This window comes from Streptomyces sp. NPDC013455, assembly GCF_040632975.1.
Taxonomy (GTDB): Bacteria; Actinomycetota; Actinomycetes; order Streptomycetales; family Streptomycetaceae; genus Streptomyces.
Map to the genome: position 1 here is coordinate 1 of NZ_JBEYCX010000038.1, position 13,998 is coordinate 13,998.

Annotated in this window: 13 protein-coding genes; 4 read left to right on the forward strand and 9 right to left on the reverse strand. The window is 72.6% G+C overall.

Annotated elements, in window-relative coordinates; translation table 11 throughout:
• Positions 1 to 52: 52 nt before the first annotated feature.
• On the reverse strand, positions 53 to 2,455 hold the full coding sequence (locus ABZ576_RS33430) for a M4 family metallopeptidase (RefSeq protein WP_360749585.1): 2,403 nt from the start codon (positions 2,453 to 2,455) through the stop codon (positions 53 to 55).
• A gap of 277 nt (positions 2,456 to 2,732) precedes the next feature.
• On the opposite strand from ABZ576_RS33430, the gene ABZ576_RS33435 reads away from it, so the two are divergent.
• The 3 genes from ABZ576_RS33435 (at position 2,733) to ABZ576_RS33445 (ending at position 6,294) form a co-directional block, all read left to right on the forward strand.
• Entirely contained in the window at positions 2,733 to 3,530 is a 798-nt protein-coding gene (locus ABZ576_RS33435) for an SAM-dependent methyltransferase (RefSeq protein WP_360749588.1), read from the forward strand.
• 122 nt (positions 3,531 to 3,652) lie between these two features.
• Positions 3,653 to 5,170 (forward strand): metallophosphoesterase, encoded by a 1,518-nt coding sequence (locus ABZ576_RS33440; RefSeq protein ID WP_360749591.1) that lies wholly within the window; start codon positions 3,653 to 3,655, stop codon positions 5,168 to 5,170.
• Between the two features lie 68 nt (positions 5,171 to 5,238).
• Positions 5,239 to 6,294, forward strand: a complete 1,056-nt coding sequence (locus ABZ576_RS33445) for an LLM class flavin-dependent oxidoreductase (RefSeq protein WP_360749594.1) — start codon at positions 5,239 to 5,241, stop codon at positions 6,292 to 6,294.
• 12 nt (positions 6,295 to 6,306) lie between these two features.
• On the opposite strand, the gene ABZ576_RS33450 is transcribed toward ABZ576_RS33445, so the two are convergent.
• From ABZ576_RS33450 to ABZ576_RS33485, 8 genes are all read right to left on the reverse strand, one after another.
• A complete protein-coding gene (locus ABZ576_RS33450; RefSeq protein ID WP_360749597.1) occupies positions 6,307 to 6,774 on the reverse strand; it encodes a peroxiredoxin in 468 nt (155 codons plus the stop codon).
• Between the two features lie 46 nt (positions 6,775 to 6,820).
• Positions 6,821 to 7,201, reverse strand: a complete 381-nt coding sequence (locus ABZ576_RS33455) for a hypothetical protein (protein ID WP_360749600.1) — start codon at positions 7,199 to 7,201, stop codon at positions 6,821 to 6,823.
• Between the two features lie 72 nt (positions 7,202 to 7,273).
• Positions 7,274 to 8,644 carry an MFS transporter gene (locus tag ABZ576_RS33460; RefSeq protein ID WP_360749603.1) on the reverse strand — a complete coding sequence of 457 codons (1,371 nt, stop codon included), beginning with the start codon at positions 8,642 to 8,644 and terminating at the stop codon, positions 7,274 to 7,276.
• A gap of 162 nt (positions 8,645 to 8,806) precedes the next feature.
• Positions 8,807 to 9,757 (reverse strand): catechol 2,3-dioxygenase, encoded by a 951-nt coding sequence (locus tag ABZ576_RS33465; protein WP_360749606.1) that lies wholly within the window; start codon positions 9,755 to 9,757, stop codon positions 8,807 to 8,809.
• Positions 9,738 to 10,835, reverse strand: coding sequence for a 4-oxalomesaconate tautomerase (locus tag ABZ576_RS33470; RefSeq protein ID WP_360749609.1), 1,098 nt, complete (start codon positions 10,833 to 10,835; stop codon positions 9,738 to 9,740). Before ABZ576_RS33470 ends, ABZ576_RS33465 begins: the two co-directional genes overlap by 20 nt.
• On the reverse strand, positions 10,832 to 11,542 hold the full coding sequence (locus tag ABZ576_RS33475) for a 4-carboxy-4-hydroxy-2-oxoadipate aldolase/oxaloacetate decarboxylase (protein WP_360749612.1): 711 nt from the start codon (positions 11,540 to 11,542) through the stop codon (positions 10,832 to 10,834). The genes ABZ576_RS33470 and ABZ576_RS33475 overlap by 4 nt, the downstream gene beginning before the upstream one ends.
• Positions 11,539 to 12,330 carry a PIG-L deacetylase family protein gene (locus ABZ576_RS33480; protein WP_360749616.1) on the reverse strand — a complete coding sequence of 264 codons (792 nt, stop codon included), beginning with the start codon at positions 12,328 to 12,330 and terminating at the stop codon, positions 11,539 to 11,541. Before ABZ576_RS33480 ends, ABZ576_RS33475 begins: the two co-directional genes overlap by 4 nt.
• Before the next feature lie 66 nt (positions 12,331 to 12,396).
• The gene (locus tag ABZ576_RS33485) at positions 12,397 to 13,047 is read right to left on the reverse strand and encodes a GntR family transcriptional regulator (RefSeq protein ID WP_360749619.1); all 651 of its coding nucleotides are present in this window, start codon (positions 13,045 to 13,047) and stop codon (positions 12,397 to 12,399) included.
• A 190-nt stretch (positions 13,048 to 13,237) separates the two neighbouring features.
• Here ABZ576_RS33485 and ABZ576_RS33490 point away from each other — a divergent pair, with 190 nt between their 5' ends.
• A complete protein-coding gene (locus ABZ576_RS33490; RefSeq protein WP_360749622.1) occupies positions 13,238 to 13,996 on the forward strand; it encodes an IclR family transcriptional regulator C-terminal domain-containing protein in 759 nt (252 codons plus the stop codon).
• Positions 13,997 to 13,998: the final 2 nt, after the last annotated feature.

The following is a 13,998-nucleotide window of genomic DNA, read 5'->3' on the forward strand; positions in this document are numbered from 1 at the left end:
GCGGTCCCGCACCCGGCGAACGGGTGCGGGACCGCTGTCGTGCGGACCGGGGTCAGCCGGTCGTCAGAGCCGTGTCGTCCACGACGAAGCTGGTCTGCAGGGAGGAGTCCTCCACGCCGTTGAACTTCAGCGTGACCGTCGAGCCGGCCAGCGAGGAAAGGTCGAACGTCTTCTGGCTGTAGCCGGAGGCCGCGTTCAGGTTCGAGTAGGTGGCGAGCGTCTTCGAACCGGCGGTCACCGTCAGCTTGTCGTACTGGGCGCTGGTGGTGGTCTCGGCGGTGTCGATGTGCAGGTAGAAGGTCAGGGTCGCCTTGCAGCCCGCCGGGATGGTCACCGACTGGGACAGCGTGTCGGTGTGGGAGGAGCCGTAGCCGTCCAGCCACGCCTTGTAGGAGCCGCTGTGCGACGCCTCGCCGCTGTCGGTGGTGATGACACCGCTGGTCGCGGTCCAGCCGGTGTTGCCGGACTCGAAGCCCGGGTTGCCCAGCAGCTGGGTGGCCGAGCAGCCGCCGCCGGTCGCGCTGACCGTCCAGGCGAAGGTGGCGGTGCCGGTGGCGCCGGTGGAGTCGGTCACCGTGACCGTGGTGCTGTACGTGCCCGCGGTGGTGGGCGTGCCGGAGATCAGGCCGGTCGATGTGTTGATCGACAGACCGGACGGCAGACCGGTGGCGCTGTACGACAGGGCGCCGCTGTTGGTGCTGCTCGCCTGTATCTGGAGGCTGACGGCGGTGCCGACGGTGGCGGACTGGCTGCCCGGGTTGGTGACCGTCACCCCGTTGGCCGGCGGGTTGATGTGGCTGCCGACGTTGATCCCGGCGAAGGCGTTGCCCACTCCGGCGTACTGCGTGGAGTTGGTGCCGTACAGCGCGGCGGCGGCGTTCAGGGCGGCGGTGCGGGCGCCGGCGTAGTTGGTGCTGGACGTCATGTACGTCGTCAGCGCCTTGTACCAGATCTTCAGGGCGGCGTCCCGGCCGATGCCGGCGACGGCCACGCCGTCGGAGGTCGGGCTGTTGTAGGTCACGCCGTTGACGACCTTGGTGCCGCTGCCCTCGGAGAGCAGGTAGAACATGTGGTTCGCCGGGCCCGAGGAGTAGTGCACGTCCAGGCTGCCGATCCCGGAGTACCAGCTGTCCTTGGAGCCGCCGTCCTTGCTCGGCTTGTCCATGTACCGCAGCGGCGAGCCGTCGCCGTTGATGTCGATCTTCTCGCCGATGAGGTAGTCGCCGACGTCCTTGGAGTTGTTCGCGTAGAACTCCACGCCGGTGCCGAAGATGTCGGAGGTGGCCTCGTTCAGGCCGCCCGACTCACCGCTGTACTCGAGGCCGGCGGTGTGGGAGGTGACGCCGTGGGTCATCTCGTGGCCGGCCACGTCGATCGAGGTCAGGGCGTGGGTGTTGGCCGAGCCGTCGCCGTAGGTCATGCAGAAGCAGCTGTCGTCCCAGAAGGCGTTGACGTACCCGCTGCTGTAGTGGACGCGGCTGTAGGCGGCGACGCCGTCGTTGCGGATGCCGCTGCGGCCGAAGGTGTTCTTGTAGAAGTCCCACGTCTCCTGGGCGCCGTAGGCGGCGTCGGCGCCCGCGGTCTGGGTGTTCGAGCCGGTCCCGTCGCCCCAGACGTCGTCCGCGTCCGTCATCAGGGTGCCGGTGCCGGAGGTGCCCCGGTTGAGGTTGTAGGTCTTGTGACCGCCGCGCGTGGTGTCGTACAGCTGGTACGTCGAACCGGACAGCGAGGTGGTCAGGTTGACGGTACCGCTGTACTGGGTGTTGCCCGTGCCGGTCTTGATCGCCTGGTACCGGTACAGCTCCTTGCCGGTGGTGGCGTCGGTGACGACGTGCAGCTGGCTGGGCGTGCCGTCGTCCTGGAAGCCGCCGATCACCGTCTCCCAGGCGAGCTTCGGGGTGCCGCTGCCGGCCCAGATCACCTTTCGGGCGCTGTCGGTGGTGGGCTTCTCGGCGTCGAGGGCCTTCGCGGCCTTCAGCGCCTTGGCCTCGGCGGCCGACTTGGCGAAGGTCGCCGTGGTCGAACGCACGGTGATGGCCCGCTTGTTGTTGAAGGTGGTGCTCACGGTCCCCTTGGCCACCGAGGCGGGCGGGGTGTGCACGACGAGGTCGCCGCCGAGGACCGGGAGGCCGGCGTAGGTGCGCTCGTACCGCGTGTGCAGGGTGCCGTCGTTGTCCTTGACGACGTCCTTGACGACCAGCTTCTCCTGCGCGCCGAGGCCGAGGGTGCGGGCGGTCGTGGTGGTCCGCTGCCGGGCGTTCTCGATCAGCGCCTTGTGCTGCGCCGGGCTCAGCTTCGCCTCCAGGCCGCCGGTGCGCAGGGGGCCGGGGTGGGGAGCGGCCGGTGCGGCGGTGGCCGGAATCGACTGGAGGCCGACGGCGAGGAAGGCCGCGGCGGAGACCAGGGCGGCTCCGGCCGTGGCCCGCTTGTGGGGAAGGGGTCTGTGGGGTCTCACTCGTACTCCTCCTGCTGCGGCCGTGGTTGGCGGCCGGTGACAGACGGGCGGACGGGTCCGCCGCCCGGGGTGAGCTGAGCTGTGCGGGACCGTGATCCGTACTGGGTGGGGTGGATCGGGGTGCGCAGGGAGAATGGCAGGATTGACCGAGTCATGTCACCTCGCGGCGGGTCAATCGAGGGTTTTCCCTACCCGGACCCGGAGGTGGAACGCGGTTGCCGGGACGTAGGTTGGGCCTTGGCTGATCCACGCTTTGGCTGAAAGAAGGACACGACTCATGACCGATCCGGCGGCGCACCAGAACATCGACACGTCGGTGCCGCACTCCGCCCGCATCTGGAACTACTGGCTCGGCGGCAAGGACAACTACCCCGTCGACGAGGCGGCCGGCGACGCGTACACCGCCGTCTTCCCCGGCATCGTCACCATCGCCCGCAGCAGCCGTGCCTTCCTGCGCCGCAACATCGGCTACCTCGTCTCCGAGGCGGGCATCCGGCAGTTCCTGGACGTCGGCACCGGCCTGCCGACCGCCGAGAACACCCATGAGGTCGCCCAGCGGCTCGCGCCCGAGGCGCGGATCGTCTACGTCGACAACGACCCGATGGTGCTGGCCCATGCCCGCGCCCTGCTCTACTCCTCCCCCGAGGGCGCGACCGCCTACATCGACGCCGACGTCACGGACACGGACCGCATCCTCGCGGCCGCCGCCGAGACGCTGGACCTGAGCCGGCCCACCGCGCTCATCCTCAGCAACATCCTGGGACACGTCGCCGACGACGATCAGGCGCACGCCATCGTGGACCGGCTGATGGGCGCCCTGCCGTCGGGCAGTTACCTCTCCGTCAACGACGGGTCCCTCGGCATCGACCCGGTCTTCGAGGAGGCCCAGGAGCACTACAACAACAGCGGCGCGGTGCCGTACAACCTGCGCACCGTCGAGGCGATCACCTCGTTCTTCGACGGTCTGGAACTCGTGGAACCCGGCGTCGTTCCGGTCACCCGGTGGCGTCCGGAGCCCGGTTCGCCCGCGCCCGAGGTCATCGCCGAGCACGGCGGGCTCGCCCGGAAGCCGTGACGTGCGGTCCGTCGGCCCCGGCGGGCACGTCGTCCGCTCGGCCTACCGGGCGCAGTCCGTACGAGGGTGCGACGCGACCCCGGCACACTGCCCCTGACCGGCGCGTTGTTACGGTGCATCGCGTGTCTGACTCCTCACGCGATACCGCACTGGGCGCCGGCTGGGGCGCCGCCGAGCTCGGCACCTACGACCGGCTCATGCCGGCCCGCGTCGAGAGGCTGTCGTGGCTCGACCCGCGGATGCTGTGGGCCGCCCGCAACGGCGTGCTGGCGTCCTGGTTCGGTGATCCGACCGGCCGCACCCGCAGCCGCTGGGTGGCCCGGCGGGCCGCGGCCGGAGCGCCCGCCGACAAGGTGATCCGGCGGGAGGTACCGGAACGGTTCTCCTTCATGGTCATCGGGGACACCGGCGAGGGGGGCGCCTCCCAGTACGCCGTCGTGCCGGGCTTTCTGAAGGCGAGTCAGGACACCGAGTTCGCCGTCATCGCCAGCGACGTCGTCTACCCGGCCGGCGAAGCCGACGGCTACGGCGGCAAGTTCTTCCAGCCGTACCAGGACTATCCCGCGCCGATCTACGCCATCCCGGGCAACCACGACTGGTACGAGGACCTGGGCGCCTTCATGCGGGTGTTCTGCGCCGACACCCCGCCGCTCGACCCCGAGCCCCGGTCCCGCCCGCTGACCGGCGCCTGGTGGCGCTCCCTGCTGTGGCACCGGCCGCGCCCCACCGACGAGGGGCGGCTGGCGGAGGCCCGGAGCCTGCGGTCGGCCCCGGCGCAGCAGGCCGTCCAGCCGGGCCCGTACTGGGCGATCGACGCCGGCCCGGTGCGGATCGTCGGCATCGACACCGGACTGCTGGGCACGGTCGACGCCGAGCAGGGCACCTGGCTGCGGGAGGTGTCCCGGGGACCGAAGCCGAAGATCCTCGTCACCGGATCGCCGCTGTACGTCGACGGCGAGCACCACCCGTGCCCGATCGAGGGCGGCGGCACCGTGGACGACATCGTCCGGGACCCCGGGCACCACTACGTGGCCGCGATCGGCGGTGACATCCACAACTACCAGCGCTACCCGGTGGCGGTGGACGGCCGCACGATCCAGTACCTCGTCGCGGGCGGCGGCGGCGCGTTCATGCACGCCACGCACACCATCCCGCGGGTGTCGGTGGCGGGCGTGACCGAGAAGGAGTTCCGCTGCTATCCGCTGCGCGGCGACTCGCTCGCCTTCTACAGCCGCCTGTACGGCCGCAGGCTCGGGCTGCGCCGCTTCTTCAGCCTGACCGAGACCGACGCGACGGCCGTGGTCGCCGAACGGCTCGGCATCGAGCCCGGCCGCGCCCCCGGCCCGGACGCCCGGGTCACCCGCCGTACCCGCCTGGTCGCGGGCCTGCTCGGGACCGGCCGCCGCCCCGACCGCCCCGCCCGGTTCCGGCTGCCCGTGCGCAAGATCTACACCCAGTTGTTCTCGCCCTCCTCGGCCACCCACGAGCCGCCGTTCTTCAAGTGCTTCCTGCGACTGGACGTCACCGAGGACGCCGTCCGGCTGCGCTGCTTCGCCGCGACCGGCAAGCGTGCGCAGGAGGTGGAGCCACCGGTCGAGGACGAGGTCGTCATCCCGCTGCCCACGGCCCGCGCGGACTGATCACACGGTTGTCACACTCGCCTGCCAGAATCGCGGGGACGAGCGACACACGACCGCTGGAGGAGCCCGTGCCGTCCACCTCTCGCCCCCTGCGCAGGCTCGGCTTCCTCACCATCGGCCTGTTCGACGCGGCGGACCCGGCCCGGGGCCACGAGTCCACGCTGGAGCTCGTCGAGCTGGGCGAGCGGCTCGGCTTCGACAGCGCCTGGGTCCGCCAGCGGCATCTCCAGTACGGCGTCTCGTCCCCGGTCGCCGTCCTGGCCGCCGCCTCCCAGCGCACCCGCCGGATCGAGCTGGGCACCGCGGTGATCCCGCTCGGCTGGGAGAACCCGCTGCGGCTCGCCGAGGACCTGGCGACCGTGGACGTGCTGTCCGGCGGCCGGCTGAACCCGGGCGTCAGTGTGGGTCCGCCGATGCACTACGAGCAGGTCAAGGACGCCCTCTACCCGGACACGGCGGACGCGGAGGACTTCGGTCACGAACGGGTGCGGCGGCTGCTCGACCTGGTGCGCGGCAAGCCCGCCACGGACTTCAGCGGGGTACGGGACTTCGAGGTCTTCAGCGACGTCGTCCAGCCGCACTCCCCGGGACTCGGGCGCCGGATGTGGTACGGCGCCGGCAGCCTCGGCTCGGCGCACTGGGCCGGCGAGCACGGCATGAACCTGCTGACCAGCAGTGTCGTCAAGGCGGAGGGTGCCGAGGGTGCGGACGGGCCGCCGGACTTCGCCGCGATCCAGCTGTCCCACATCCGCCGGTTCCGCGCCCACCACCCCGACGGCGAGGCGGCCCGCGTCTCGCAGGGCCTGGTGGTGATCCCCACCGATTCGGCGACACCGCGCCAGCGCTCCAGGTACGAGGAGTACGCGGCCCGGCGGCTGCCGCGCACGGCTTCCCCGCAGGGCCCGGCGCGGCTGCTGTTCGCACCGGACCTGGTCGGCAGCTCGGCGGAGATAGCCGAACGGCTGCACGCGCACGCCGCGTTCCGCGAGGTCGACGAGGTGGCGTTCGCGCTGCCGTTCACCTTCGAGCACGAGGACTACGTACAGATCCTGACGGACATGGCCACCAGGCTGGGCCCCGCGCTGGGGTGGCGTCCGGCGGCCGGGGACGGCGCCGGAGGCTGAACGGCAGGGCGGTCAGCCCCGGCGGGCGCGCAGGGCCGCGAGGGCCCGGTCGGCGTGGGTGTTCATGCGCAGTTCGCTGCGGACGATCTCCAGGACGGTACGGTCCTCGTCGATCACGAAGGTGACGCGTTTGGTCGGGGCCAGCGAGAAGCCGCGCTTGACCCCGAACCGTTCGCGGACCGTGCCGTCGGGGTCGGAGAGCAGCGGCATGCCGAGGCCGTACCGGCCGGCGAACTCCTGCTGCTTGTCCACGCCGTCCCCGCTGATGCCGACGGGCCGGGCTCCCACCGCGGCGAACTCCGCGGCGAGGTCGCGGAAGTGGCAGGCCTCGGCGGTGCAGCCGGGGGTGAGCGCGGCGGGGTAGAAGAAGAGCACGACGGGGCCGTCGGCCAGCAGTCCGGTGAGCCGGCGGACGGTCCCCGTCTCGTCGGGCAGCGCGAAGTCCTCGGCCTTGTCCCCGATCTTCGGCTGCTCGCTCACCGCCGTCCCTCCCCGGCGCCGGCCGGCCCGGTCCCCCTGTGCTCGGTCACGGCTGTCCCTTCCCGTTCCGGGCCACTCCCCGGGCCCACAGCACGAGGGGCACCTGGAGGGGCAGCCGGGCGAGGGCCGCCGCCCTGAGCGGTGCCGGCCGGTCGCGCCAGTCCACGGCCATCTGGACATTCGCCGGGAAGACGCCCACGAAGAAGGCGGCCGCCGCCTTCGCGGCCACGGCGCGCGTCCGGGGCGCCGCGATCCCGGCCGCGAGGGCCAGTTCGACGGCTCCGCTGACGTGCGTCCAGGTCCGGGGCGAGCCGGGCAGCAGCCGCGGGACGATCGCGTCGAACTGCCGCGGCGCGGCGAAGTGGGCGGCCCCGGCGGCTGCCAGCAGACCGGCGAGCAGCAGGGGTGAGCGTTCGGACCGTGACACGGTTCCTCCTCTGATGGCCTGCCGCCGGATATTACTGGACGGTACGCGCCGGGGTCGCGGTGATCGGCGGGGTCAGCCGGTGGTGACCAGCTTCTGCCCGGCCTCGGTGGGCTCCCGGTGCCGGGTCGAGCGCAGGGCCGCGATGCCGATGAACACCGTGGACGACACGCCGGCCAGGGCGAAGGCGGTGAAGCCCCGGTCGCCGTGGCCCGAGGCGAGCAGCTGTCCGCCGAGCCACGGGCCGAAGACGGCGCCGAAGCGGCCCATGCCGGAGGTCCAGCCGACGGCGGTGGCCCGCTTGTCGGGGGCGGAGCGGATGGAGACGGTCGCGTAGATCATCGTCTGGGCGCTGTTGAGGAACACGCCGGTGAGGAAGACGACCAGGAAGGTGACGCCCAGCGGCATGCGGACGCTGAGCAGGAAGACACCGGCCGCGGTGAGCGCGAACCAGATCGCGGAGACGAACGGGGCGCCGGTGGCGGTCCCGTCGCGCGAGCGGAGCCGGGCGAGGGGGAGGTCGGACGCCTTGCCCGCGACCAGCATGCCGACGATGCCGCCGAGGTTGAACAGCACCACGAAGGTCAGGGCGGAGCCGAGGTTGTAGCCCTCGCCGCGCATCAGGGTGGGCAGCCAGGTCGCGACGCCGTAGACGAGGAGGAGGCCGCCGAAGGAGGCCAGCCAGTACAGCAGGGTCTGCGCCCACTCGCCGCCGCGGAACAGGCCCCGCAGGGCGCTCATGGACGTCTCCCCGCGCGAGCGCGGCCCGGCCTGGGGGACGGCGGGCAGGTCGACCTCGTAGCGGGCGGCGAGGGCGGCGGCCTCCTCGGTGCGGCCCTTGGCGGTCAGGAAGCGCAGCGATTCCGGCAGGGCCTTGAGCAGGACCGGGACGTAGAGGAGCGGCAGGACGCAGACCCAGAAGGCGGCGCGCCAGCCGACGGGCTCCACGAGCCACTTGGCGACGTAGGCGGAGAGGATGCCGCCCGCGTGGTGGGCAGTCATCAGGACTCCGATGGTCAGCGCGCCCCGGCCGCCGCGGGCGTAGTCGGAGACCATCGAGATCGCGGTGGGCAGCAGGCCGCCGAGGCCGACGCCGGCCAGGGTCCGGCCGAGGCCGAAGACGGCGACGGAGCCGGACAGGGCGCAGACCGCGGAGGCGAGCGAGAAGACGGCGACGCAGCCGACCATCAGCTTCTTGCGGCCGACGCGGTCGGCGACCGTGCCGGCGGTCAGGGCGCCGACCAGCATGCCGAAGGTGGCGTAGCTGCCGAGGTCGCCGGCCTGGTCCGGGGTGATACCGAGGGCCCCGGTGGCCAGCATGTGCGGGAGCACCGAGCCGTAGATGAACATGTCGAGGCCGTCGAAGAGCACGGCGAGCCAGCACAGTGCGACGACGAGCAGGGCGAGCCGGCGGCCGCGGGGGGACGGGGAGGGCGAGGGGGACATCGTTGTTACCTCTCATGCGTGGTGCGGAAGACGCTAGAAAGCCACCCGGAAAGAGTCAACACTTTTGTCAACAATCTTAGGATGTGCTCGGTCCACCCGGCTCACCTGCGAAAAGGGGGGCCGCACACGGCTGTGCGGCCCCCTGGCGTCCTCGGCGTGAGGTCACCCCACCGGTGGTGTGCCGTGGGTGTGGAAGGACTCGATGGTCTTCAGCCCCCAGGCCTGGCCCTTCTTCCGCTCGGCCTCGGTCCAGGTGACGAGCGGCCAGTCGGGGGCCAGCACGAGCCGCGTGAGCGGGTTGCAGAGCTCGACGCGGTTACCTCCGGGCTCGTAGACGTACAGGAAGAACGTCTGCTGGATGGCGTGCTTGTGCGGGCCCGTCTCGATGAACACCCCGCTGTCGATGGCGAGATCGGCGGCGCGCAGGATGTCCTCGCGGGTGTCCGTCGCGAACGCGATGTGGTGCAGCCGGCCGGCGGAGCCCGTCCAGTCCTCCGTGTACACCACGTCGTAGGACTTGTTCGTGAAGGTCAGCCAGCGGGCCGCGACCCGGCCGGTGTCGAGCCGGATCTGCTCGGTGGGCCGGGCGCCGAGCACGTGCTGCTGGAACTCGGCGTTGGCGAGCACGTCGGCCGCGAGGAAGTTGACGTGGTCCAGGCGGCGGACGCCGACGCCCCGGTTGGGCTTGGCCTGCGGCTGGTTCTTCAGCGCCGGTTCCAGCCCGCCGGGGGCCCGGTAGTGCTCGCTCTCCCAGTACAGGGCGTGTTCGTGGCCGTCCGGGTCGGTGGTGACGTACAGCTTCCCGAGGCCGGGTTCGTCCTCCGTCCAGCGGCCGGTGCCGCCCGCCTCCTCGACCGCCGCGACACGGCGGTGGAGGGCCTCCTCGCTGGAGGTGCGCAGGGCGAGCCGGCCGAGGCCGGGTGTGCCGCGGGCGGTGAGGACCAGGCTGTGGTGCTCGTAGTCGTCGAAGGTGCGCAGGTAGACGGAGTCGCCCTGCCGGCCGTTGACGGTCAGCCCGAGGAAGTCGGTGAAGAAGGCGACGCTGGCGTCCAGGTCGGGGGTGAACAGCTGGACGTGGCCGATATGGGCGATGTCACCGAGGGGTGGGGCCATCGGTGCCTCCAAGGGGATGTGCGGTCGGTCGGGGGAAGACGGTGCCGTCGAGGATCTTGCGGGCGGTGCGCACGACGGCCGTACGACGCGCCGCCGGGACGTCCGGGTCGACCTCCGTGTCGACGTCCAGGAAGCCGGTGGGGTGCTCGATGCGCAGCCGGCCGCCGTCCGCGGGGAGGTGCGCGATGCCCTCCCCCACTCCTCCGGGCAGGCGCAGCCCGGCCGCCACGCCGGCGGCGCCGAGGACGCCGATCGAGGTGTGGCAGCGGACGGGGATGAAGGTGCGGGTGGTGACCGCGCCACCGGAGCGGGGCGGGGCGACCAGGGTGACCTTGGGAACGGTCGTCCTCTCGACGTCGCCGAGCCCCATCAGCTCCCCGGCCGCCAGCCGCAGGGCGCGCAGCCGCTCGGCGAGCGCGAGGTCCTCCTCCAGGTCGCCGGGCTCCTCGTACCCGGTGACCCGCAGCGCGGCCGCGGGGACGAGCACGGTCGGCATGCCGTTGTCCACGCAGGTCACCTCGGTGCCCGCGACGGTGTCGCGGACCCGGCCGGTGGGCAGCAGCGGGCGCCGGCCGCCCGGGAACTCGACGACCACCGGCGCGGCGGTCCCGGGCACCCCGGAGATCTCGGCGTCCCCCGTGTAGTCGACGCGCCCGCCCGGCGTGGGGAAGGTGGCGACCGCGTACTCACCCGTGTTCCGCATGCGGATGCGTACGGAGGTCTCGGCGCTCCCGGCCCTCACGAGCCCCCGCTCGACGGCGAACGGGCCCACTCCGGCGAGGAGGTTCCCGCAGTTCTGACGGTCGCTCACCTCCGCCCTGTCGACGGCCACCTGGAGGAACAGGTAGTCGACGTCGGCGTCCGGGCCGGCCGGGGCCGAGACCACGGCGACCTTGCTGGTGAGCGGGTGCGCGCCGCCCAGGCCGTCGGTCTGGCGCGGGTCGGGGCTGCCCATGATCCGCAGCAGCAGGTCGTCCCGGGCGGCCGGATCGGCGGGCAGGTCCTCGGCCAGGAAGTAGGCGCCCTTGGAGGTGCCGCCCCGCATCAGCATGCAGCGCACCCCTGCGGGCCCGGTCACGCGCCGGCTCCGTCCCGGGCGTACTCCTCGTGGGAGGTGTAGGTGACCCCGAGCCGCGCGAGCCTGTCGCGCAGCCCGTAGCGGTCGAGGCCGAGCTGCCCCTCCTGGAACGCGGCGCGGGCGGCGGCCTCCTTGGCCTCGCGGGCCGCGGACGCCGCGGCGGCCTCGCGGGCCTTCTCGCGCGGGATGACCACGACGCCGTCGTCGTCGGCCAGGATCACGTCGCCGGGGCGGACCAGCCGGCCGCCGAGGGCGACGGGGACGTTGACCGAGCCGCCGGTCGCCTTCACCGTGCCCTGTGCCGAGACGGCCGCCGACCAGGCGGGGAAGCCGAGTGCGCGCAGTTCAGCGGTGTCCCGGACGCCGGCGTCGATGACGAGCCCGCGCACCCCGCGCCGCATCAGGGCGGTGGCGAACAGCTCGCCGAACATGCCGTCGGTGGAGGGCGAGGTGGTGGTGACGACCAGGATGTCGCCCGCTCCGCACTGCTCGACAGCCGCGTGGATCATCAGGTTGTCGCCGGGCCACGACAGCACGGTGACCGCGGTGCCGGCCACCCGGACGCCCTGCTGGATCGGGCGCAGCCGGGCCGGGAGCAGCCCGGTGCGGCCCATGGCCTCGTGGACGGTGGCGACGCCGTACCCGGCGAGGGCCTCGACGTCGGCGGCCGCCGCCTTCGGCGGTCCGGTGACGATCACGCCGCTCATGCCAGCTCCTTCGCGACCTGCGGGTAGGGGCGCATGTACGCCTCGGCCACGGTCCTGTGCGGCAGGCCCAGGTTGGGGCCGGCGTTCCGCCTGAGCTGGACCCCGCGGCGGACGGCGAGGTCGGTGTAGTAGTCCCACAGGTGCTGCTGGGCGCCCAGGCACTCCATGGCCTTGCGCTTGGTCTCCCACACCTCGGTGATGTCCAGCAGGACTTCGGGCCGGAAGCCGCTCATCTCGGGCTGGTGCGGCTCGAAGTAGAAGACGGGCGGGGCTCCGATGATCTCGCCGGGGCCGGGGTAGCCGATGGCCTGGGCGAGGACGCGGGCCTCCAGCGCCATCCGGTTGGCGGCCGGGTGGTCGCCGTTGTACGGGTCCTCCACCGGGTGGGTGAGGACGACGTCGGGCTGCGTCTCGCGGTACACGGCGACGAGCCGGTCGGTCAGTTCGGCGGTGGCCACGAGGGGGTAGTCGCCGGCGTCGAAGAAGCGGACGTCGGCGCCGAGGGTGGCGGCGGCCCGCTCCGCCTCCTGCCGGCGTATCGCCTTGATCTCGTCCAGGGTCTTCCCCTCGCGCCACGCCTTGGCGGACTCGCCGCGCTCACCGAAGGTCAGACACGCGATGGTGACCTTCTCGCCCCGGGAGGCGGCCAGGGCGATGGCGCCGCCCGCCCGCCACACGAAGTCCCCGGCGTGCGCGGTGACGACGAGGGTGGACCGCGGGGACGGGGGCCGCCCCTGCCCGGGCGGGGCGGAGGGTGCGGGGGCGGCGGGCGCGTTGCCGTGGGTCATGGCTCGGTTCTCCTTGGTCGACAGGGGTGCGCCCGCCTCGCCCCGGTCGGCGCGCCGGTGCGGCGATCAGTCGCGCAATGCCGCGATCACGCTGGTGAGGTGGGCGCGGACGGCCGCTTCGGCCGCCTGCGGGTCCCTGGCCCTGATCGCCTCGATCATCGCCAGGTGCTCCTTCAGGGATTGCTGGGGACGCCCCGGCCGGAGCGCCAACTGGAAGCGGTGCCGTACCAGTTGGGCGTTCAGCCGTTCGAGCAGCTCGACCGCGGTCCGCTGCCCGGAGATCTCCCGGATCCGGTCGTGGAGCCGGTGGTTGAGGTCGGAGTACGTCACCGGCTCGCCCGCGGCGACGGCTTCCTCCATCGCCGTACCGAGGCCGGCCAGCTCCGCCAGCTGCTCGTCGCCGGCCGCGACGGCCGCCTTGGCCGCGCACAGCCCCTCCAGGACCATGCGGCACTCCGTGATGGCGACCGCTTCCTCCACGGTCACCACCCGCACCCGCGAGCCGCGGTTGCGGATCCGCTCGACCAGTCCCTGCGCCTCCAGATCGATCAGTGCCGCACGGATGCTGGCCCGCGTCACACCGAGCTGCTCGGCGAGTTCGTTTTCCACCAGCCGCTGGGCCGGTGCCATCTCGCCGTGCAGGATCGCCTGCCGCAGCCGCGCGAGCGCGTGCTGCTTGGCCTGCTCCCCGGTGGTCGGACGGGCTTCCTTCGGCATGTGCCCTCCCTGAGTGAGTGCCTGTCGAACCTAAATCTAGCCAAACAAGATTGTCAACAATTTTGTCCGCACCATTCGGCCGCCGGCTCGGCCGGCCGGCGGCCCGCGCCCCGCCCGCGCTCCGGCCCCGCCCCGCCGCCCCGGCCCGGCCGCCCTTGCCCGGGGCGGGCGGCCGGGGCAGCCTGGGGGTATGGGCGCGCAGGACGGCCCCACCCTCATCACCTCCGTGCAGCGGGCCTTCCGGCTGCTGGAGGCGGTGAGCGCGCACGAGAACGGCGCCCCGGCGAAGCAGCTGGCGCGCGAGGCGGGCCTGCCCCTGGCCACCGCCTACCACCTGCTGCGCACCCTGACGCACGACGGCTACCTGCGGAAACTGGACGACGGCGTCTTCATCCTCGGCGACAGGCTGACCTCCCTGCACGCGGCCGGCCACACACAGGCACTGCTCAGCCGGGTCCGCCCGACGCTCGCCGCGCTGCGCGACGAGCTGTCCACCGCCGCCTACCTGACCTTCTACGAGGACGGCGAGATCAGGATCGCCGACATCGTGGACGGCCCCCGGACGCCCCGGGCCGATCTCTGGGTGGGGTTCGAGGACGCCGGACACGCCACCGCGCTGGGCAAGACGGTGCTGCGCGAACTGGACGAGGAGGCCCGCCGGGACTATCTCTCCCGGCACCACCTCGCCGATCTCACGCCACGGACGATCACCAGCCTCACGGAGCTCATCCGCCGGATCGAGGCGACCCCGCTGGCGCCGGCCGTCACGGACCTGGAGGAGTACGCGCTCGGGACCGTGTGCGTGGCCGTGCCCGTCTACCGCGGGAGCACCCTGGGCGCCCTCGGCGTCTCCCTGCCGGTGGAGCGGCAGGCGCGACTGGAGGAGATCCGGGCCCGGCTGCTCCCGATCGCGAGCCGGGTGACCCGGGGCCTGTCGCTCACTATCTGAAA